23 protein-coding genes are annotated in these 21130 nt (G+C 53.6%); 5 read left to right on the forward strand and 18 right to left on the reverse strand.

Going from position 1 to position 21130, the window contains the following annotated elements; translation table 11 throughout:
- The first annotated feature begins 136 nt into the window (after positions 1-136).
- The 5 genes from WMW72_RS06230 to WMW72_RS06250 all read left to right on the forward strand — a co-directional run bounded on the left by WMW72_RS06230 (position 137) and on the right by WMW72_RS06250 (position 4953).
- Positions 137-1705 (forward strand): spore germination protein, encoded by a 1569-nt coding sequence (locus WMW72_RS06230; RefSeq protein WP_341414550.1) that lies wholly within the window; start codon positions 137-139, stop codon positions 1703-1705.
- Positions 1698-2894, forward strand: a complete 1197-nt coding sequence (locus WMW72_RS06235) for a Ger(x)C family spore germination protein (protein WP_341414552.1) — start codon at positions 1698-1700, stop codon at positions 2892-2894. Before WMW72_RS06230 ends, WMW72_RS06235 begins: the two co-directional genes overlap by 8 nt.
- A 16-nt stretch (positions 2895-2910) precedes the next feature.
- Positions 2911-3114, forward strand: coding sequence for a hypothetical protein (locus WMW72_RS06240; protein WP_341414553.1), 204 nt, complete (start codon positions 2911-2913; stop codon positions 3112-3114).
- A gap of 30 nt (positions 3115-3144) precedes the next feature.
- The gene (locus tag WMW72_RS06245; protein WP_341414554.1) at positions 3145-4278 is read left to right on the forward strand and encodes a GerAB/ArcD/ProY family transporter; all 1134 of its coding nucleotides are present in this window, start codon (positions 3145-3147) and stop codon (positions 4276-4278) included.
- 216 nt (positions 4279-4494) lie between these two features.
- Positions 4495-4953, forward strand: a complete 459-nt coding sequence (locus tag WMW72_RS06250) for a hypothetical protein (protein WP_341414555.1) — start codon at positions 4495-4497, stop codon at positions 4951-4953.
- A gap of 203 nt (positions 4954-5156) precedes the next feature.
- Here WMW72_RS06250 and spo0A read toward each other — a convergent pair whose 3' ends face one another.
- The 18 genes from spo0A to WMW72_RS06340 form a co-directional block, all read right to left on the reverse strand.
- Positions 5157-5963: a sporulation transcription factor Spo0A gene (gene spo0A / locus WMW72_RS06255; RefSeq protein WP_341414556.1), complete on the reverse strand. Its 807-nt coding sequence runs from the start codon at positions 5961-5963 to the stop codon at positions 5157-5159.
- A 271-nt stretch (positions 5964-6234) separates the two neighbouring features.
- Positions 6235-7581 carry a SpoIVB peptidase gene (spoIVB, locus tag WMW72_RS06260; protein ID WP_341414599.1) on the reverse strand — a complete coding sequence of 449 codons (1347 nt, stop codon included), beginning with the start codon at positions 7579-7581 and terminating at the stop codon, positions 6235-6237.
- A 216-nt stretch (positions 7582-7797) separates the two neighbouring features.
- Positions 7798-9498: a DNA repair protein RecN gene (gene recN, locus WMW72_RS06265; protein WP_341414558.1), complete on the reverse strand. Its 1701-nt coding sequence runs from the start codon at positions 9496-9498 to the stop codon at positions 7798-7800.
- Positions 9499-9515: 17 nt separating this feature from the next.
- On the reverse strand, positions 9516-9965 hold the full coding sequence (ahrC, locus tag WMW72_RS06270) for a transcriptional regulator AhrC/ArgR (protein WP_341414559.1): 450 nt from the start codon (positions 9963-9965) through the stop codon (positions 9516-9518).
- Between the two features lie 37 nt (positions 9966-10002).
- Complete coding sequence (locus WMW72_RS06275; RefSeq protein WP_341414561.1) at positions 10003-10548, reverse strand: hypothetical protein; 546 nt, start codon at positions 10546-10548, stop codon at positions 10003-10005.
- A 14-nt stretch (positions 10549-10562) separates the two neighbouring features.
- On the reverse strand, positions 10563-11423 hold the full coding sequence (locus tag WMW72_RS06280) for a TlyA family RNA methyltransferase (RefSeq protein WP_341414562.1): 861 nt from the start codon (positions 11421-11423) through the stop codon (positions 10563-10565).
- Between the two features lie 28 nt (positions 11424-11451).
- The gene (gene dxs / locus WMW72_RS06285; protein WP_341414563.1) at positions 11452-13338 is read right to left on the reverse strand and encodes a 1-deoxy-D-xylulose-5-phosphate synthase; all 1887 of its coding nucleotides are present in this window, start codon (positions 13336-13338) and stop codon (positions 11452-11454) included.
- Between the two features lie 153 nt (positions 13339-13491).
- Positions 13492-14397: a polyprenyl synthetase family protein gene (locus tag WMW72_RS06290; protein WP_341414564.1), complete on the reverse strand. Its 906-nt coding sequence runs from the start codon at positions 14395-14397 to the stop codon at positions 13492-13494.
- Positions 14394-14654: an exodeoxyribonuclease VII small subunit gene (xseB, locus tag WMW72_RS06295; RefSeq protein ID WP_341414565.1), complete on the reverse strand. Its 261-nt coding sequence runs from the start codon at positions 14652-14654 to the stop codon at positions 14394-14396. The genes WMW72_RS06290 and xseB overlap by 4 nt, the downstream gene beginning before the upstream one ends.
- On the reverse strand, positions 14651-16006 hold the full coding sequence (xseA, locus tag WMW72_RS06300) for an exodeoxyribonuclease VII large subunit (protein ID WP_341414566.1): 1356 nt from the start codon (positions 16004-16006) through the stop codon (positions 14651-14653). The genes xseB and xseA overlap by 4 nt, the downstream gene beginning before the upstream one ends.
- A gap of 4 nt (positions 16007-16010) precedes the next feature.
- On the reverse strand, positions 16011-16877 hold the full coding sequence (gene folD / locus WMW72_RS06305; protein WP_341414567.1) for a bifunctional methylenetetrahydrofolate dehydrogenase/methenyltetrahydrofolate cyclohydrolase FolD: 867 nt from the start codon (positions 16875-16877) through the stop codon (positions 16011-16013).
- 66 nt (positions 16878-16943) lie between these two features.
- Entirely contained in the window at positions 16944-17402 is a 459-nt protein-coding gene (gene nusB / locus WMW72_RS06310; protein WP_341414568.1) for a transcription antitermination factor NusB, read from the reverse strand.
- 79 nt (positions 17403-17481) lie between these two features.
- The gene (locus WMW72_RS06315) at positions 17482-17721 is read right to left on the reverse strand and encodes a DUF2273 domain-containing protein (protein ID WP_341414569.1); all 240 of its coding nucleotides are present in this window, start codon (positions 17719-17721) and stop codon (positions 17482-17484) included.
- 16 nt (positions 17722-17737) lie between these two features.
- Positions 17738-18298 carry an alkaline shock response membrane anchor protein AmaP gene (gene amaP / locus WMW72_RS06320; protein ID WP_341414570.1) on the reverse strand — a complete coding sequence of 187 codons (561 nt, stop codon included), beginning with the start codon at positions 18296-18298 and terminating at the stop codon, positions 17738-17740.
- Positions 18299-18374: 76 nt separating this feature from the next.
- Positions 18375-18788 (reverse strand): Asp23/Gls24 family envelope stress response protein, encoded by a 414-nt coding sequence (locus WMW72_RS06325; RefSeq protein ID WP_341414571.1) that lies wholly within the window; start codon positions 18786-18788, stop codon positions 18375-18377.
- A 195-nt stretch (positions 18789-18983) separates the two neighbouring features.
- The gene (gene accC, locus WMW72_RS06330; RefSeq protein ID WP_341414572.1) at positions 18984-20342 is read right to left on the reverse strand and encodes an acetyl-CoA carboxylase biotin carboxylase subunit; all 1359 of its coding nucleotides are present in this window, start codon (positions 20340-20342) and stop codon (positions 18984-18986) included.
- A gap of 17 nt (positions 20343-20359) precedes the next feature.
- A complete protein-coding gene (gene accB / locus WMW72_RS06335) occupies positions 20360-20851 on the reverse strand; it encodes an acetyl-CoA carboxylase biotin carboxyl carrier protein (RefSeq protein WP_341414573.1) in 492 nt (163 codons plus the stop codon).
- A 189-nt stretch (positions 20852-21040) separates the two neighbouring features.
- A complete protein-coding gene (locus WMW72_RS06340) occupies positions 21041-21124 on the reverse strand; it encodes an IS3 family transposase (protein WP_341414600.1) in 84 nt (27 codons plus the stop codon).
- Positions 21125-21130 lie beyond the last annotated feature (6 nt).

Raw genomic sequence — 21130 nt, forward strand, 5'->3', positions numbered from 1 at the left:
TTTCGCTAGGTTATTTTTTGTAGGTGGACATCGTCAAACCAACTCTTACGCTCTCAACCTACTCCCCTCTATCCTCTATGAATAGGCTTTTTTTGTGTGGGTCATAATAGGAAAACACGGAGAGAAGGGTTTGCTTATGCGTCGAAAGTCATCCGCCTACCTGCAGCATAAGGGCGAGTCTCAGTTCATGCCCGATTATGTGAATATTCCGGTTCATCGGGAGATTAGGGCCAATGCGGAGCGCATTCTCCGCGATATGGGTGAAAGCGACGACGTGGTGATTCGGCAGGTCAATTACGAGCATACGGAGAAAGCTGCCGCGGCGGTGATCTATATTGACGGCATCGTGGATACGGCCATCGTCAATCAGTACATCATGGATATCCTGATCGGTAATCTGAGAGGGATCAGTCTGAGCCGATACGAGTCTTCCGCCCCGGAGACCGACTGTCCGGCCTTGCTGGCCAAAGAGCTGCTGATCGGAATCGGATCAATTCGGGAAGTGTCGGAGTTCAGCTCGTTATACAGCTGCTTGCTGGCCGGAGAGGCCGTCATCGTGCTGGATGACAGTGAACTCGCGTATTGCGCCGACATCCGCCAGTGGAAAGGCCGGGATATCAGCGAGTCTACCAACCAGACTTCAATTCGCGGGCCTCGGGAGAGCTTCAACGAGACTCTCCGCACCAGCACCTCCCTGGTTCGCAGACGGATTAAAGATCCTCGGCTATGGCTCGAAACCTATGCGATCGGGTCCATGACCAAAACCGATGTGACGATGATGTATATTCACGAAATTGCCAAGCCGTCCGTGATCGACATGGTCCGTGAACGGCTCAAGTCCATTAAGATCGATAGCGTGCTCGATAGCAGCTATATTGAGGAAATGATCGAAGACGGTAAATATTCACTGTTCCCGACCGTCTACAATACGGAGCTTCCCGATAGCGTCGCCTCACAGCTGCTGGAGGGGAAGGTCGTAATTTTGGTTGACGGCACGCCTAACGCACTGCTAGTCCCTACCCAGATGGTGACCTTCTTTCAATCTGCCGAGGATTATTACCAGCGATCGGTGTATTCCAGTCTGCTTCGGATCCTCCGGTTTATCAGTTTCTTCATTTCCTTGCTGTTTCCGTCCCTCTATATTGCCATTACGACCTTTCACCGTGAAATGCTTCCGACCTCGCTTCTGATCAGTCTAGCGGCGCAGCGCGAGGGCGTTCCATTTCCAGCCTTTGTTGAAGCCTTTGTGATGGAAGTAACCTTCGAGATTTTACGAGAAGCGGGGCTTCGGATGCCGAAGGCGATCGGACAAGCGGTTTCCGTCGTCGGGACACTCGTCATCGGGCAAGCGGCCGTCGAAGCCGGCATTGTCTCCGCCGCCATGGTGATCGTGGTTGCCATTACGGCGATTTCGACTTTTACCGTACCCGCTTACAGCATGTCGATTCCGATCCGTATCCTTCGCTTTGCCTTTATGATGGCAGCCGCCAGCTTCGGCCTGCTCGGGATCTTCATGGGGATCTTCGTGCTGCTGCTTCATCTGTGCGCACTGCGGTCATTTGGAGAAGCCTATATGTCGCCCATTTCTCCATTCAAGGCAACGGACATGCAGGACTCCTTGCTCAGGCTGCCGCGTTGGATGCTGTTTAAGCGTCCAGACTCCTCCATGGGAAGTGGCAAGAAAAGGGGGCATAATCGTGCTTAAAGGCAAGCTGGTGAAAACAGCGATTGTGGCACTCTGTCTGCTTACACTTACCGGCTGCTGGAGCAGGCGCGAGCTGAACGATCTGCTGATCGTGCTGGGAATCGGGTTCGATTGGCAGGACGGACAATATCTCGTTTCCTTCCAGGTTGTCAATCCCAGTGAAATCTCCGCGCAGAAAAAAAGCGGTGATCGCCCCCCTACGACCTTGTACCAAGGCCGGGGCAGAACGATGCAGGAAGCAGCCCGCTCCTTGACGGCTGAGGCCCCACGGAAGGTATACATGGGACATCTGCAGCTCTATGTCGTCAGCGAGGAGCTCGCGAAGCGCGGGCTCCATCAGTTCATCGATAACGCTCTCCGTGACAATGAGCACCGTATGGATTTTAACGTCGTGATCGCACGGGGCACCAGGTCGGAAAACATTCTGAAGATCTATACGCCGCTGGAGAAGCTGCCGACCTACAGCATGCTGCATTCCCTGGAAACATCGGAGAAGAATTGGGCTCCTACCGTCTCCATTACCATGGACGATGTGCTGAATAAGCTATCTAGCGAGGGTAACAATCTGGCGTTGACGGGAATCAGATTGCTCGGCAGTGTGGAGGAAGCGGAGCAAAAAACGAATGTCGAGACCTTTTTGGCCCGCAGCCGCTACCGTTACAACGGCATAGCGGCGTTTAAGAAGGACAAGCTGATCGGCTGGCTCAATGAGGCCGAAAGCAAAGGATATACGGACATTTGGAATAAGCTGCAAAGCACGACGATCGCTATTCCATGCTCCCCTTCCTCCTATACGGCTATCGAAATTACCTCCTCCCATTCCAAGCTGGATACGAAGGTGGTCGGAGATACGGCGGAAGTAACGATCAACATCCGCTCCGAAGGAAGCGTCAATGAACGGACTTGCTCTCACATCGATCTGCTGCGTCCCAGCACGATCAAAGAGCTGGAGGCCCAGACGGCCGAGATTGTTCACGGCAATGCGGAGGCAGCTGTCAAACGAGCCAAATCGATGAAATCCGATATCCTGGGATTCGGAAATAAATTATCCAAGGATCATCCCGACTACTGGGAGAAAGTGAAAGAAAATTGGGACGAGAAGCATTTCCCCCAAACAAAAGTCAACTACAAGATCCAAACCTTTATTCGCCAAACCGGAACGACCGGCAATTCGACCGTGAAATTCTAAGCAAAGGAGGCGGAGCATGGCATCTGTGATCGGGGTGCTCGCTTTGGCGGCGGCGGCCTTCGGACTGGAAATGCCGGGCCTGCTCCGCCGAAAACGAAGGCGGGAGATTGTCGTTTTCCTCGTGCTGCTGCTGACGGGGACGGCTTTATACATCGCGTTGGTACTGGAAGTTCATCTACCCAATCCGCTTCAGCTGTTGAAGCTGGGCTCCAAGTCGTAAAGCCGGATTGACCGGAGAAAGAGGGAAGCGATGCGGACAAGCGCCAATGGTCAAATATCAGTACGACAGTTCACGATACTGATCATACTCGGAGTCATCGGCGATTCGATCTTGGTACTGCCCACCGTTATTGCTTCCTTCGCCAAACAGGATGCCTGGATCTCGATGCTGATCGCCGGCTTGCTCGGCGTCGGGACGGGATGGCTGTATGCGTTCATCGCCAGCAGGATGGGGAGAAAAAGCTTCGTGGAGACGGCCCAAAGCAAGCTTGGTTTTGTCATGGGCACAGTCATCGCCGCCCTCTTTCTCATGGAGGTTTTCTATTGCTCCATTACTCTGATTAGTGAAGTCGGCCAGTTTTTGACGACGCAGATGATGCCGGAAACACCGCTCAATGCGGTGCTCGTACTCTTTGTTTTCGTGGTGATCGTCGCCTACCGGTACGGAATCGAGGCTTTCGCCCGAATGGGAGAGCTGCTGTTTCCGGTTTTTCTTGCTTTATTTCTGTTCCTGGTGATTTTTCTACTGCCACAGGTTGAGACTTCCAATCTGAAGCCATTTATGGTGGAGGGGATGGGACCTATCGCCCAGGGGGTGCTCCGTGCATACGTGCAGGGCTTCACGGAGATGGTCATCCTGCTCATGCTGACGCCATATGTCAAATCTGGCACCAAGCTGACGAAGCCGATTGTGACAGGCTATGCGATCGGCGGACTCATCCTCTTCATCTTAATCATCATGTGTGTGCTGGTTCTCGGCCCTAATCTCATGGTCACCAAGTATTACCCGACCTTCGTGCTGGCGCAAAAAATTACGATCGGCAAGTTTTTGGAGCGACTCGAGATGGTACTCACTTTCCTCTGGATTATCTCCGTTTTCTTCAAAACGACCATGTTGTACTATGGCCTGACGACCGGCATTTCTCAACTGCTCCGCCTTAAGGAAAGCGGGATGATGACGATACCGCTCGGCATGATTTTGACGGTATGCACGATTATCAGTACGCCAAGTATTACGGAATATAACCAAATCTTGATCTACTATTATCCTTGGTTCGATATTGTGTTCTGTGTGGCTTTGCCTCTGCTGTTCTTGACGGCGTTGACGGTCTTTGCACGGCGGAAGCCGAGCAGTATGGCAGGCTCGCGGCCGAATAAGCCTTAATGCCCGAGGACTGATCTAGCTTAAACAAAAAAAACACCGTTTACGGTCAAGGCAATCCGTAATGGAGGCGCTTCTCATAGCCGTAAGGAAGTCCTCCCTTATCGAATGCTACATATAAATTCCATATCCCGACTCCAAAGAATATAATTAACATAAATAGCGAAGAAGAGGGCATGGATTATCTATGCCTTCTTCATTGTCAAAGAAGGAGCAGCTATGGATAAAGAAATATTACTAAATCAACTTCAGAAAGTTACAGAACATAAAAAAGACAACTTAAAAAATCAATTTATTAATACATTTATAGATACCAAAACGGATTATTATGAAAAATACATCAATAATGTAAATGGCGAATTGGGATATTATCTGTGGTGCTGTTTTAAGCATCAAGGAAAAGTTTCTACATTCTCTGTAAGTGAATTGGGGAGTGTTCTGGATCATATCAATACCGACAATGTACTGTTGTTCTGGGACCACTATATTTATAAGGAAATTATGGATTTAGGACGAAATGAGTTATTTTGTTGTCCAAAAAAATTTCTAATTAATAATACAAGTGCTTTTCCACAAGATTTTTATGTATTTGACGAAACCTTTACGTGGGTCATACTTATTACTCATGAGCAACAAAATCAAAAAGGAGACAAAGGTTTTATTATTAAATTGGAGTAATTTTAAAAAACATCTTAAGCACTAGATCACATTTCATCCCTATTTTCTGTCATAAATAACAAATGCCTCTTATTCAATGGGTTGAATGCAACCCAATGAATAAGAGGTATTTGTCGGTTAACCAATAACTTATCAAAGCTATTAGTTGGCTTTTGTGTCTATCTGGATGCCGCTCCCAAAGCTACACCTTATTCTTCTCGCTTTCAAGACACCTTATGCTCAATTCTCAGCTTGTCAGCCACCATCGCAATAAATTCCGAGTTAGTAGGTTTGGATTTACTGATATTAATCGTATACCCGAATAAATGACTGATGCTGTCAATGTTGCCGCGTGTCCAAGCCACTTCGATTGCGTGACGGATGGCTCGCTCCACACGACTCGGAGTGGTTTTGTATTTTTCGGCGATAGCCGGATAGAGTGTTTTCGTAATGGCGCCCAAAATCTCGATATTGTTGTAAACCATCGTGATGGCTTCGCGCAAGTATTGATAACCCTTGATATGCGCGGGAACGCCGATCTCATGGATGATCGTTGTGATATTCGCATCGAGGTTCTTGCCCTTGGGAAGCTGCACGACATTCGCTTTCATGGAAATTTGCGAATTCAGCATCGGCATGGACGATTGTGAAGTGTTAACGAGCTGGCGAATACGATTGGTTAGGATTTCCATATCGAAAGGCTTGAGTATATAGTAAGAAGCACCGAGCTGCACAGCCTTCTGCGTAATGTTTTCCTGGCCGAAAGCCGTCAGCATAATAATTTTGGGCTGAGGACTCAAATCCATTTCACGCAATTTTTCGAGCACACCGAGTCCGTCCAGATGAGGCATGATAATATCGAGAATTAACACATCGGGAACCCGGCCGCTTTGCTCGATCAGTCGAAGTACATCATTTCCGTTGTAGGCCACACCGGTAACGCGCATATCTTCTTGCTCATCGATGAATTCGGACAACAAGTTCGTGAATTCACGGTTATCATCTGCTAAAAGAACTTCAATGGTTTGCAACGGCAAGCTCTCCCTTCATTTGCGGCAATTAACTTTAGCATTATTTACCTTATTTATGATTTCGACATCCCCTTTGAAATTCCTTCTGTCGAATATTATTTTTCTGGATTTTTTTTCAGTTTTCTATTATAATGGAAAATTTGATTCATGAATATACATGAATCGACAAATGGTGTGTGAATCAGTCAAGCATCCCCTATATAACGGCTGCTGGGCGTTTATTGTTGCGCAGCTGACTCATTTCCATTTTGCTTGAAGAAAGGAAGGCCGTTTAGCCGGCCTTCCTCTCTTCAGCAGGATTGCTTTCTGTTCCGCTTGGCCGGAGCATGATGCCCGCATCCTGCAGCATCCACTCGATAAAGCAGCCATAGCCGCTTGTAGGATCGTTCACGAATACATGAGTGACCGCCCCGACGACTTTGCCGTTCTGGATGATCGGACTGCCGCTCATGCCCTGCACGATGCCGCCCGTCTTATCGATCAGCTTGGGATCGGTAATCTTGATGACCATGCCCTTGGTTTGCGGATACTCCTGCTTCGCAACATGAATAATATCGATGGCGAATTTCTCGACCTTCTGTCCGTTAACCACCGTATAGATATGGGCCGGACCTTCCTTCACTTCCTCGGCAAATGCCACGGGCAGAGCTTTATCGCTGAAGCCGTGATCGGGAGAATCTCCCATCTTACCGAAGATGCCGAATTGCGTGTTTTTCTCGATATTGCCGATGGATTTGCTTTCTCTGGAAAACTGCGCCCGTTTCTCTCCCGGTTCGCCATTCTGGCTTTTCGAGATCGATGTGACATTCGAATGGACGATGTCTCCGCCTCCGACGACAATCGGAGATTGGGTATCCATATCGGTAATGACATGTCCCAGTGCCCCGTAGACTCCCTGATCGGGAGCGTAGAAGGTCAAGGTCCCTACCCCTGCTGCGGAGTCACGAATGTACAGACCTAGCCGGTAAGCTTTATCTACAATATCATAAGCGGGGACAATGGCGATTTCCAGCGTTTCATGATTACGGACAATGGTCAGGCTGATCGGCTTCTTGGCCTCTCCCGCTTCCTTCACAACCTCGGCGACCTTGCTGACATCCTGAATCGGTTTGCCGTTCATTTTGACGATGAGATCACCAAGCAGCACCTTGGCCTCCTCGCCCGGCGAGGATTTCTTCTCATCCGATACGGCCACCAGGTGATGGCCAACGACCATGATACCGGCGGACTTCAACTTCACGCCGATAGTTTGCCCGCCTGGAACAACCTTGAGATCGGGCACCACATTGACCTTGACCGTCTTGAAGGGGATGGCGCCGAACAGCTTCAATTTCATCTCGGCTTTACCTGCCTGATACGATTCCAATGAGATCGGATGATGAAGATCGACTCGGAAGGAGTGCTCGGTCGAACCATTTACTTTCAGGATTTCCGGATGATTGACCGTGATCTGGGCACTGACCGGTACAGCGAGCTTGAGATGGGTCTGCTGGCCGGTGAACAATCGGAGCTCCTCGGGGAATGAGGCAAAGCTGCGGAAAGGGGTCGTTAAGCTACCCAAACAAACGAAGAGGACGAGCACTAATCCAATCAATCTTTTTCTCTGGTTGGAACTCAATTCGCTCACGCTCCCTTGCTTCCTTTGCTTAGCGGCGCCCTGCTCTTCTGAGGAAAGAAAAGCGCTTGGCGTCACACCTGCGCCGCGGAATCTCTTGTGCAGCGCCGCCGTTTGTGTACCCTTAAGGTAACCCCCTGCCCCTGCTTTTATAACTCCAAAATGCTCCCACAACCGTCAAAAATCAGGCCGGAAAGCCCATTTCGACCAGAATAGAGGCTATGCCATCTTCAGTTTCTTGGCCTCAGCCAAGTTAATCATCTCCCCGGCATGCTCCAGCGTCTTGTCCGTTACCTCAACACCGCCCAGCATTCGGGCCAGTTCATGAACCCGTTCGGCACCATGCAAATCATCGATATTGGTAAAGGTCCGGTCGTTGTCCGTCGTCTTGCGGATCAGATAATGCACATCGGCCATGCAAGCCACCTGAGGCAGGTGAGTAATGGAGAATACCTGGCAGTCCCGCGACAGCCTGGACATCCGCTCTGCGATCGCCTGCGCGGCACGGCCGCTGACTCCCGTATCGACTTCATCGAAGACCAGCACAGGTATGCGGTCTACGCGTGCGAAGATGGACTTCATCGCCAGCATGATCCGGGAGATTTCCCCCCCTGATGCGATTTTGCTTAAGGACCGCAGAGGCTCGCCGGGATTGGCGGAGATCAGAAACTCAACCTGATCCGCCCCATCCACGGTAAACTTCGGTTCCCCTTCGGATTCCACCTGCACCTTGAACTGCGTACGCTCCATATGCAGCTCTCGGAGCTCCGTTACAATCTCGGCAGCGAGTCGCTCTGCCACAGCCATCCGCTTGAGCGTCAGATCCGATGCAAGCCGGGACATCCGCTCGAAAGCGATGCTTTCCTCCCGCTGAAGCTCCTGCAGCCGTTCATCCTTATGTTCAATGAGACTGAGCTCAGCCTCAATCTTATCGGCGTATGCGATAATATCTTTCACGCTGTCTCCATATTTTCTCCGAAGTGAGGAGATTGTATCCAGCCTTTGCTCAATAAAATCCAGACGCGAAGGATTAAACTCGATGCCATCGCGGTAATCGCGGATTTGATACGCGGCATCCTCCAATTGGTAGAAGGCGGATTGTACTTGCTCGGCCAGCGGCTGCAGCTTGGACGTATCGTAGGACGCGATATCCTGCAGCTTATGCACAGCCCGCCCGATTACATCCAGCCCCTTGCCATTGCCGTACAGCAGCTCATAGGCGTCGGCTGCGCTTTGATACAACCGCTCTGCATTGGATAGCTTTCTCCGCTCCTCCTGGAGCGTCTCGTCCTCGCCGGCCTTCAGCTTCACCGAACGGATCTCCTCGACCTGGAACTTGTACAGATCGGCCATCTGCAAGGCCTGCTGGCTCGTTTCCTGAAGCTCGCGAACCTGCTTGCGGATGCCTTGGTAAGCAGCGAAAGCGCTTTGATATTCGCGCTTGACCTGTCCGATGACAGGCTCGCCGAACGCATCAAGGAAGCGAATATGCCCTTCAGAATGAAACAGAGACTGATGCTCGTGCTGGCCATGGATATTGACCAGACACTCGCCGATTTCCTTCAGCATCGCCAGATTGACGAGCTGGCCATTGACACGGCTTGTGCTTTTGCCCTGGGATGAAATCTCGCGCCTGATAATCAGCGCCTCGTCCGGCTCGCCTTCAATGCCCAGCCGCGACAAAGCGGCCCAGACCGGATGATCGGAGGCCACTAGAAAAGAAGCCTCGATCGAGGCTTTATCGCTGCCATAGCGAACCAGATCCGACGAGCTCCGCCCTCCCGCGATCAGGCCAAGCGCATCGATGATAATCGACTTACCGGCACCCGTCTCGCCCGTCAATACATGAAAGCCTGATTTACAATGAAGCTCGACATGCTCAATGACCGCCAAATGACGAATCGATAATTCCAACAGCATACGCGCACCTCTTTATGTCAGCTTAACATCCCCATCACTTGATTAACCACATGAACGCTATGTTCCTTCGTCCGGCAAATAATCAGGATCGTATCGTCCCCGCAGATGGTGCCCATAATTTCATTCCATTCGAGGCTGTCGATCAGCGCGCCGATCGCATTGGCTGTTCCCGGCAAGCTTTTGAGCACAACCAGGTTTTCCGAGTAATCAATATGTACAAAGTGATCATTCAACGCGCGGCGCAGCCGCTGCAGCGGATTGTAGCGCTGATCCGCCGGCATGGAGTATTTGTACCGTCCGTCGTCGAGCGGCACTTTGATCAGATGCATTTCCTTAATATCCCGCGAGATGGTTGCTTGAGTCACGTGGAAACCCGCAAGACCGAGCTGCTCCACCAAATCATCCTGCGTTTCAATTTCGTTATTCGTAATGATTTCCCTAATTTTCACATGGCGTTGGCCTTTCATAAGCTCCTCCTAGTGATTCGTTTGAAGATAGGTCCATCTATTCTTCGCTATCCGATTCCTGCAGACTGAAGCGGTATAGCACGACCTGCCTCTCGGCCAGTCTTACATACAGCACCCCGTCCGTATGCTCGTCCAGAAGCTGATACACCAGCAGGCGATCGCGCAGCGAACTCCCGGTATGTTCCAGCGGCTTACGTTCCTTGGCCAGCTTCACGGCGTAATAGCTGCCGTCCTGCTCAGCCATATAATCGATGAACAACCGGCTGTGCAGCTTCTCCGCACCATTCGCCTCGATGGTCACCGGGATGCGGCGTTTGCCCGCCACCACCCGATAGCCATGCTCGCCGAGCAGGCGCGTCGCTTCATCCTCAGGCACTTCTTCATTCTGAAGCAGCCAGTCGAGGGGGGGAGCATTCTCCACCGTCTTGCGCATTTTTCCTTGTACGGCCAGGTAAATCCATGTTCCGAGTGCAACGACTAGCAGCAGTACGATTAACCCGTCTCCGCTTTGCATGGGCATCACCTCGTCAGTAATATTCGGGAACACTGACAAGATTTCCTCCACCTGCAGCAAAAAACTCACCGCTGCGGACGTAACTAGCCCACGGATGAGTTCTGCATGCCTTGCGACTCCTGAACGATCTCACGGATCAGCGAATCCAGCCTCGCTCGTTCGATATTCAGTTCACCCTCACCGGAATGTTCGTCCGGCTTGAGCAGGTAAGCCAAAAATTCAATATTGCCCTCTCCGCCCTTGATCGGGGAGAAGGTTAGACCGCCTAGACGGAAGCCTGTCTCCTGGGCAAAGGAAAGCACGGTCTCCAGCACCTCGCGATGAACCGCAGGCTCCTTCACGACGCCGGTCTTCGGCACCTTCTCACGTCCCGCCTCGAACTGCGGCTTGATTAGAGCGACGACGGACCCGCCCGCGGCCAGCAGCTGGAACAGCGGAGGGAGAATCAGCTTCAGCGAGATGAAGGAAACATCAATGGAGGCAAAGGTCGGCGCAGGGCCCTTGAGATCGCCCGGCTGCATGAAGCGGAAGTTCGTCCGCTCCATGACATGCACACGCGGGTCCTTGCGCAGCGACCAGTCCAGTTGGTTGTAGCCGACATCGACGGCGTATACCTGGGAAGCCCCGTTCTGCAGCGCGCAGTCCGTGAAGCCTCCTGTGGAAGCGCCGATATCGATCATCGTAACCCCTTGTAAATCCAAGGCAAAGGTCTTCAAGGCTTTCTCCAGCTTAAGTCCGCCCCGGCTGACATAAGGATGAAGTGCGCCCTTGACGGTAATCGCAGCCGTCACCGGAATCTTGGTACCGGCCTTATCGACAGGCTCGCCTCCGACCGAAACCAGATTTGCCATAATGGCGGCCTTGGCCTTCTCTCTGGTTTCGAAGAAACCTTGTTCGACCAGAAGTACGTCCAGCCGTTCTTTTGCTGTTTTATCCGGATTCATGTCTGGCTCCTCTGTATGGCGGCTTGCATCAAGCCCGTTGTCTGCGGCGCGGCACCAGTGCGTTAATGTCCGTGATGACGCGCTCCGCCGTCAACCCGACCTCTTCGTACTGCTCCTTCACCGAGCCGTGCTCGACGAAATAATCAGGTACGCCGATCACCTTGATTCTCATTCCATAAATACTTTGCAGTGAGTAAAACTCCAGCACGCCGCTTCCGAAGCCGCCCATCGCCGCCCCTTCTTCCAGCGTAACGACCGGGATGTCTTCTTTGGCAAGCTGGACCAGCATCGCTTCGTCCATAGGCTTGATAAAGCGGGCGTTGACCACCCGCACCTGAACGCCTTCCTTGGCCAATGCCTCCGCAGCTTCTAGCGCTACCGGGATCATGGGCCCGACCGCCAGAATAGCCGCATCGGCGCCTGGCCGTACCACTTCCCAAGTTCCGATCGGGATTGCCTCAAGCGTCTCATCGAGCGGTACCCCAAGTCCGTTGATCCGCGGATAACGATAAGCGATCGGTCCCTCATTATAGTCGAGCGCAGTCTTCATCATGTGACGCAGCTCGTTCTCATCCTTCGGCATCATCACGACGATGTTAGGGATGCTGCGCAGGTAGGCGATATCGAATACGCCATGATGGGTTTCACCGTCAGGACCGACAAAGCCTGCCCGGTCGATGGCAAACGTCACATTAAGGTTCGCGCGGCAAATATCATGTACGATCTGATCGTAGGCCCGCTGCATGAAGGTCGAATACACGGCGTAAATAGGCTTGAGCCCTTCCGCTGCCAACCCCGCACAGAACGTGGCCGCGTGCTGCTCGGCGATGCCGACGTCGAACATGCGGTCCGGATAAGCCTTGGCGAAGCCCGTCAATCCAGAGCCTCCCGGCATGGCCGGCGTCACGGCGACGATGCGCTTATCTTGCTTGGCTAGCTCGATCAGCGTACTGCCGAACACTTCCGTGTACATCGGAGGACCGACGGACTTCAGCATCTGGCCGGACTCGATCTTGTAGGCGCTGGCCCCATGCCATTTATGGGAATCCGCCTCCGCGTGAGAGTATCCCTTGCCTTTGCGTGTGATGACATGCACCACGACAGGTCCGTTCACTTTGTCCGCCTGGCGGAGTGTTTCCATCAGCAGCTGAATATTATGCCCGTCGACCGGACCGAAATAAGTAAACCCTAGCTCCTCGAACCAGACGCCGGGCACGACGAGATACTTGAAGGAATCTTTCACACGCTCCGCCGTCTTGGCCAGTGTCCCGCCGATGGCCGGGATCTTCTTGATCAGATGCTCGACTTCTTCCTTGGCCTTCACATAGTGACGGTCCGACCGGATACGGGCCAGATAATTGCTGAGCGCGCCAACATTCGGCGCAATCGACATCTCATTATCGTTGAGCACAACCATCAGCTTGCGCTGCTCGTGACCGATATGGTTGAGCGCTTCCAGCGCCATCCCGCCCGTCAAAGCACCGTCGCCGATCAGGGCGATAACGCGATTCGAGCCTCCGCTCAGATCGCGCGCGACAGCCATACCCATCGCCGCAGACAATGATGTGCTGCTATGTCCGGCCTCCCACACGTCATGCTCGCTTTCCGACCGCTTGACGAACCCGCAAAGCCCTTTATATTTACGAAGCGTATTGAATTTCCCCATACGCCCTGTCAACATTTTGTGCACATAGGATTGATGTCCGACATCGAATATAAACTTATCCTGGGGACTATCAAACAAGTAATGCAGAGCTAACGTTAATTCGACAACACCAAGGTTCGGCGCGAGGTGGCCGCCGGTCACCGACAGATTCTCGACCAGAAACTGGCGGATTTCAGCTGCCAACGGTTCGAGCTGTTCGAGCGTCAGACGCTTCAAATCTTCAGGCTGTTGAATGTGTTCGAGCAGCATGCTTGTTCCCCTCGCTTTCCGCATTAGAATGGTAGTGTCGAGCTATGTATCATGGCTATTATATCACGGCATATCGGCCCACTCAAACGAAACTACGTCTGCTTGGCCCGATATTGTGTATCAAATCGCTTGTCCACCCGCTATCCAGCAGGCTTAATGGTCCCGCTTCATCAAGTAATCGGCCAGCTCCAGCAGCCTCTCCGGTGCCGGAAATCCAGCCGTCTCGATGGCTTCGCGAGCCTCCCGGGTCAGTTCCTCCACCTTGGCTTGCGAAGCTTCCAGGCCGATGAAGTACGGATACGTTACCTTCTGCTGCTTCACATCGCTCTGCACCGGCTTGCCCAGCTTGACTTCATCCCCGGTCAGATCCAGAATATCGTCCTGAATCTGGAAGGCGAGTCCCAGGCATGTGCCGAAACGCTCCAGCGCGGCGAGCTGCTCGCGGCTTGCGCCGGCGATGCGGCCTCCTGCCTTGACGGAGAAAACAACCAGGTCACTGGTCTTGTGAAGGTGGATATACTCCAGCTCCTCCAGCTTCGTCACGCCCTGCTCCCCTTGCATATCGGCAGCTTGTCCCCCTACCATGCCGGGAGCCCCGGACAGACGGGCCAGCTCCTCGACAATATCGGCGATGATATCGCCGGCTACGTCCCGCTGGCGGGCAGACTGAACGACCGAATAGAACGCATGGGTCAGCAACGCATCACCGGCCAGAATGGCCATCGCCTCGCCGAATACCTTGTGACTGGTCGGCTTACCCCGGCGGAAATCGTCATTATCCATCGCAGGCAGGTCATCATGGATCAGCGAATACGTATGAATCATCTCGACCGCGAGCGCGACGGGAAGCGCGTCCTCGCTGTTACCGCCCAGCGCCTCTGCTGAAGCGAGAACCAGAATCGGCCTCAGCCGCTTGCCTCCGGCCATGAGCGAGTAGAGCATGGCCTCGCGCAGGGCAGACGGCATGCTCCACTCGGCCGGGATGGACCGCTCCAGCTCGCGTTCGATCCATGCAGCCTGTCCCTTGATGTAATCTACGATGCCGGCACCTGAATTCATTTCCATTCTCCTTTATCCGCCTCTGCCGGCTGGAACGGCTTCTTCACCAGACTGCCTTCCTGCTCCAGCAGCACCTCGATCTTGCGTTCCACCTGCTCCAGCTTCTGCCCGCATAGCTGTGACAGCTTCATGCCGTCCTGGAACAGCTCAATGGCCTGCTCCAGCGGGACATCGCCGCTTTCCAGCCTGGCTACGATCCGTTCCAGCTGTTCGATAGCCTGCTCGAAGCTGGGTGTACTTTGTTCCTGACTCGTCATTTTGGTTTCTCCTCCATTGACCAGACATGACAGTCAACCTTGCCGTCGGACAGCTGAAGCTTCAGCACATCGCCGAGCTGCACCTGCTGAACGGACTTGATCAACTGCTTCTCTTTCTCATCGTAAACAAGACTATAGCCCCGCTGCATGACCTTGAGCGGGCTTAATGCATCCAGCTGGCGAACAGACGAGAGCCAATCGCGCTGCTTGCCCTTGAGCGCGGCCTGCATCGATTGACGCAGCAGTCGGCTTGCCCCATCCAGCCGCTTGCGGGAGTAGACAATCTGCTCTTTCGGATTGAAGGCGGCAAGCTGGCGGTCCTTCCTCATCAGCTTTTCCTGCGACCTGCCCAGCCGCTCCCGCATCTTGTATACGAGCTGCTCCCGTACGCGGTCTAACCGCTCTGCAGGCTGCAGCATCAGCTGTCTGCGGGGGTTCGTCAGATACGGGGAGCGCTCCGAGCGCTTCAGCCTCTCCCGGCTCTGATCGAGCCTGGAGGTCAGCCCTCCATACAGCCGCTGCTTCAGGTGGGCAACCCGCTGTGCCAGCTCCAGATGATGGGGAACCGCCAGCTCGGCAGCCGCTGTCGGCGTCGCCGCCCGCAGGTCCGCGACGAAATCCGCAATGGTGAAATCCGTTTCATGACCGACCGCCGAAATAACCGGCAGCAGAGAGCGATGGATCGCTCTAGCAACCGCTTCCTCGTTGAACGCCCACAGCTCCTCGAGCGAGCCGCCGCCTCGGCCAACGATTAATACGTCGACCTCGTTCAAACGGTTCATCTCTTCGATCGCCTTCACGATGGAAGGCCCCGCCTGCTTGCCTTGGACCAGCACCGGATAAAGCAGGACCGGCACGGAAGGGTATCGGCGCTGCAGCGTGATGATGATATCCCGGACCGCTGCTCCCGTCGGCGATGTGATCACACCAATGCTGCGGGGAAAGGCCGGGATTGCTCTTTTCCGCTCAGGCGCAAACAAGCCCTCGCTCTCCAGCTTTCTCTTGAGCTGCTCGAAGGCCAGGTAGAGACTGCCTATACCATCCGGCTGCATCTGCGTCGCATAGAACTGGTACTGCCCGTCCCGCTCGTATACGGAGATATTGCCGCAGGCGAGCACCTTGGTGCCCTCCCGCGGAATAAACGCCAGCCGTTGATTATGAGAGGCGAACATGATGCTTTTTAACCGGCTGTCCGCATCCTTTAACGTGAAATACATATGTCCGCTCGAATGATGGGTAAAATTTGAAATCTCTCCGCGCACCCAGACGTTCTGGAGCGCGTCCTCGTTCTCCAGCTTCAGCTTGATGAAGCGGTTCAGCTCTTTGACCGAGAGAATTTGCTTCTGGCTCATAGCCTTAGGACGAAGCGCGGACGCCTGCCGCCCGTTCGGCCGCTTCCAGCGTATTGCGCAGCAGAATTGTAATCGTCATCGGTCCTACGACGCCCGGTACCGGCGTAATAATACCGGCCGTGTCGACCACGTCGTCGAAATCCACATCGCCGGACAGCTTGCCGGTGTCAAGCCGGTTCACCCCGACATCGATCACCACGGCTCCTGGCTTCACATGCTCGCGCTTGATCACCTTCGGCTTGCCGATAGCTGCGACGAGAATATCCGCTTGGCTCGTGATAACCGCCAGGTCCTTGGTCCGCGAATGACATACCGTCACGGTCGCATTCTCTCTCAGTAGCAGAATACCCATCGGCTTGCCAACGATATTGCTGCGTCCGATCACGACCGCATGCTTGCCAGCAATCTCCACGCCGACCTTCTTCAGGATTTCGATGACGCCCGCAGGCGTACAAGGAGAAGGCCCAGGCTTGCCGATCATCAGATTGCCGACATTCATCGGATGGAAGCAGTCGACATCCTTTTCGACCGCGATGGCTTCCACGACGCGCTCCTCGTTAATATGTCCAGGCAGCGGCGATTGGACGAGAATACCGTGGATCGCTTCGTCGGCGTTCAGCTTGGCGATCAGCGCCAGCAGTTCGCTCTCCTGCGTTTCCTCCGCCAGCTTGTACACTTCCGAATGAATGCCTGCTTCCTCGCAGGCTTTGTTTTTATTGCGCACGTATACATGCGACGCCGGGTCATCCCCTACGATCACGACCGCCAGACCGGGCTTGACCCCCTGAGCAGCCAGACGCTCAACCTGCTGCTTGATTTCGGCACGGTAGGCGCCGACAAGTTCCTTCCCATTGATGACATGTGCAGACATTCGCTTACGTTCCCCTTTCGTCGTATCCCTATGGATCGTTTCGCTTTTCCTGACTAGAGCCTGGGCTTATTCCTGCGGAGCTTGTCCGCGCAGCGACTCCAGATCCTTGATCATCTTCCCTAGCACACCGTTAACGAATTTTCCGGACTCATCCGTTCCGAAATTTTTCGACATCTCGATCGCTTCGTTCACGACAACCTTCGGCGGCACGTCGTCGCAATAGATCATCTCATAAGTGGCCAGACGCAAAATTTCGCGGTCAACCTTGGAGAGCCTGTCCATCTGCCAGCCCTTCAAGTAATCCACCAGCAGATGATCGATCTGCGATTTGTGGCGCAGCGTTCCATCGACCAATTCCTTCACGTCCAGCTCGGAAATCTGGTCCTTCTCACGCGTCAGCTGGGCCTCATCCTCGCCTCTCGCTTCTTCGACGACATGCCCGATTGCATCCGTCGTCGTGACTTCGTTCATTGCCATTTGGTACAAGCTTTGCAGGGCAAGCTCCCTTGCCAGTCTTCGTCTCATTGAATGAAAATCCTCCTGTTGGTTCAAATCCGGCTTCACGTTGGCCCGACAAAAAATCCTTGGGCGTCTCCCAAGGATTTTAGCGGAACATTCTCCATTTGTCCATAAGCCGGCGCCAAACGTCTTCTGCGGGAAACACCGGCTCATTCCGGTCCATCTTATTCCCTATATAATAACCAGTATATACGATCAAGGCAAAGATTAACATATGAAAGAAGCCGAAGAACAAATAAATGATGCCAAGCACGCCTGCGGCGAGGGTGCAGAGCGTCGCGCTTCTGTGCTTCTCCAGAAGCCGATCCCATGTTTGCCTCCACATTCTCGGGCACCCCTTCCTACTCTACGCGGCTTTTGAACGTCGGGGCAGATTGTTGAATGTTCGCAATAAATACAGACACGAACGCAACAGGAATGCCGGTAATATCCTCGATATGCCCTTTCACATTGGCTTGCATCTCTTCCGTCAATCCCGGGATTGGAGACTCTCCGTCTACAATCGCCCGAATCACGATCTCCAGCCCCGACTGGTTCACCTTCACGCGTGCGCGCAGGTCGCGGACGCCACGGGAGCGGGAAGCCGCCTTGAGCGCCAGATTCTCGACCGTATCCAGCGAAATCCGGATATCTCCGAACTCCGTGCGCTGATCAATCGACGGCACGGAGGATTTCCCACGACGTACCGATACGTACAGAAAACGCAAGGCCAGCAGGCCGGTGACCGCAGCAATAGCAATAAACGGAATCGCGATGTCGAAATTACGGTATACATGCTCGGTAAACAGCATCGTGGTTTCGAGGGAAATCCATCCAAACGCCGCGAACAGGGCAACGAGAGCTGCTATGAGAACGACGAGGCTAAAGAGGAACAGTAGAAATTTATCGAGAACTTTGGCCACGGGCTTGGACTCCTTCCGCAATATAGAGGAACCCCCAGACGTGAACGTAAGGGGGCTCCTCCTGACTATAGTCGGTTTATTTCACGCGCTGGGAGGGGACTTCCGGCTCTTCTGCCGGCTTCTCCGCGCCTTTGAAGATCACATCATGGATGTGTACGTTCACCTGGATGACGCTAAGTCCTGTCATCGATTCGATGGCATGCTTCACGTTCTGCTGAACGCCGCTTGCAACCTCCGGTATTCGGGTCCCGAACTCGATCACGACGGATACGTCGATAGCCGCTTCGCGCTGGCCAACCTCGACCTTCACGCCCTTGGACAAGTTCTTGCGGCCCAGCAGCTCGGCGATACCACCGGCAAATCCCCCGCTCATGCCGGCTACTCCCGGCACCTCGATGGTCGCCATGCCGGCGATAATCTCTATGACCTCAGGCGCAATCTGAATTGTTCCCATATCGGTCTTCTCATAATCGGCAGCAAGTAAGCTCATGGTAGGTCCTCCTTCAAATTTTTGCGGAGCAAAACGACTTCGTGAGCTGGAATGGTTAGCGTGCTATCGCTAGTCCGGCTATTTTGCCCGAAACTGGTGACTGGTTCTGGCATCAGCCCAAACCTTGTCTTTATTGTATACTATACCATTTGGACAAAAATATGACAACGAAGTGAACGTGAGATCTATTCCTGATCAGGATTCTGGATCGTTCACATCATGCTCCTCGAGGAATTTGATGTCAAAATCCCCGCTCAAAAACTTCTTGTGCTCGAGCAGCTTCAAGTGAAAAGGAATCGTCGTATGAATGCCTTCAACGGCAAATTCCGACAATGCCCGCTTCATCCGCTCTACCGCTTCGTCCCGGTCATGTCCCCAGACGATCAGCTTGGCGATCATCGAATCATAATGCGGGGAAATCGTGTAGCCCGGATACGCCGCACTGTCCACCCGTACGCCGAAGCCGCCCGGAGGCAGGTAAAACTTGATCTGCCCGGCCGAAGGCATGAAGTTGCGCTCGGAGTCCTCGGCATTGATCCGGCATTCGATGGCCCAGCCGTTGATTTTCACATCGTCCTGGGTGAAGGAAAGCGGCTCGCCTTCCGCCACGCGGATCATTTCCTTTATGATATCGACTCCGGTGATCATCTCGGTAACCGGATGCTCCACCTGAATCCTTGTGTTCATCTCCATGAAGTAAAACTGCCCGTCTTGACCGAGCAAAAATTCGAGCGTACCCGCACCGGAATAGTTCACAGCCTGTGCGGCACGAACGGCAGCTTCACCCATCCGGCTGCGAATGTCAGGCGTCAGCACCGGGCAAGGTGCTTCCTCGACGAGCTTCTGTCTGCGCCGCTGAACGGAGCAGTCACGCTCGCCCAAGTGCACGACATTGCCATGCTTGTCCGCCAGAATCTGAATCTCTACGTGCTTCATGCCAGTCAGGTATTTCTCCAGGTAAACCCCGGCGTTGCCGAAAGCCTTCTGGGCCTCCTGCTGGGCCGTTGTAATCTGCTGAACGAGCATGTCCTCGTCTTCGGCAATCCGGATGCCCTTGCCTCCGCCGCCGGCTGTTGCTTTGATAATGATAGGATAGCCGATCTCGCGACCGAGGCGGATCGCATCCTCCATATGCTCGACGAGACCGTCGGAGCCTGGGATGACGGGCACGCCCGCTTCCTTCATCGTCTGCTTGGCGACGGACTTGTCGCCCATCTTGCTGATTGCTTCCGGAGAGGGACCGATGAACGTAACATTGCAGCTTTCGCAAATTTCCGCGAAGTCCGCATTCTCCGCCAGGAAGCCGTAGCCCGGATGGATCGCGTCGGTCTCCGTCAGTGTTGCGACGCTCATGAGGTTGGTATAATTCAAATAGCTGTCCTTGGACAGCGTCGGCCCGATGCAATAGGCCTCGTCCGCCAGACGGACGTGCAGCGCGTCACGGTCAGCCTCGGAATAGACGGCCACCGATGTGATGCCGAGCTCCCGGCATGCGCGGATAATGCGAACCGCGATTTCTCCACGGTTCGCGATCAGTATTTTCTGAAACTTCAAAGGGTTTCTCCTCCCACTTACTCCGGCTTCACCAGAAACAACGGCTGTCCGTATTCGACGAGTTGTCCGTTCTCTGCCAGCACTTGGACGATCTCGCCCTTCACTTCGGCTTCGATTTCATTCATCAGCTTCATCGCCTCGATAATGCAAACAACCGTTTTTTCTTTCACGACGCTGCCTTTGGATACAAAGTCAGCCGCTCCAGGCGAAGGAGCTGAATAGAAGGTACCGACCATCGGGGATACGATTGTATGTAGACCTGCATCAGACGCCGCTGTTGCCGCTGGCGCTTGGGCCGCAGGGGCTTGTACAGCCGCTACAGGCGCGGGGGCTTGTGCGATGGCAGGTGCAAACTGGTGCGCGCTCGGTGCGGCGGCGACGACCACCTGTTCGGTTTTATTGGGTTTACGAATAGAGAGGCGCGTGCCTTCGCTTTCAATCTCAAGTTCTTGCAATGAGCTTTGGTCCACCAACTTGACCAATTCTTTGATTTCGCTCAGCTTAAACACAGGAAATCCACTCCTTTGGGCTTTCTGACGTTGTTATTATATCACAATCTAGTTTGAAGGGAAGAGTTTCTTGCAGAGTCGCATCCCGCTTCCAGCCTGTTTCGCCGTCCCCTGGGGCTGCTGCATGTGAAAAAGAGCCCGCTTGCGGCGGGTGGTCAAGACCCCATCTAATGGACATTGAAAAAAGCCCTAGGCTGCAAGCTGGCGTCGGTATTCAACCGGCGTCAGCTTGTTTAATTTTCGTTGTGCTCTGTTGTGGTTATAAAAATGAATAAATTC

Source organism: Paenibacillus filicis (genome assembly GCF_038070315.1).
In the GTDB taxonomy this organism is placed as follows: Bacteria; Bacillota; Bacilli; order Paenibacillales; family NBRC-103111; genus Paenibacillus_G; species Paenibacillus_G filicis.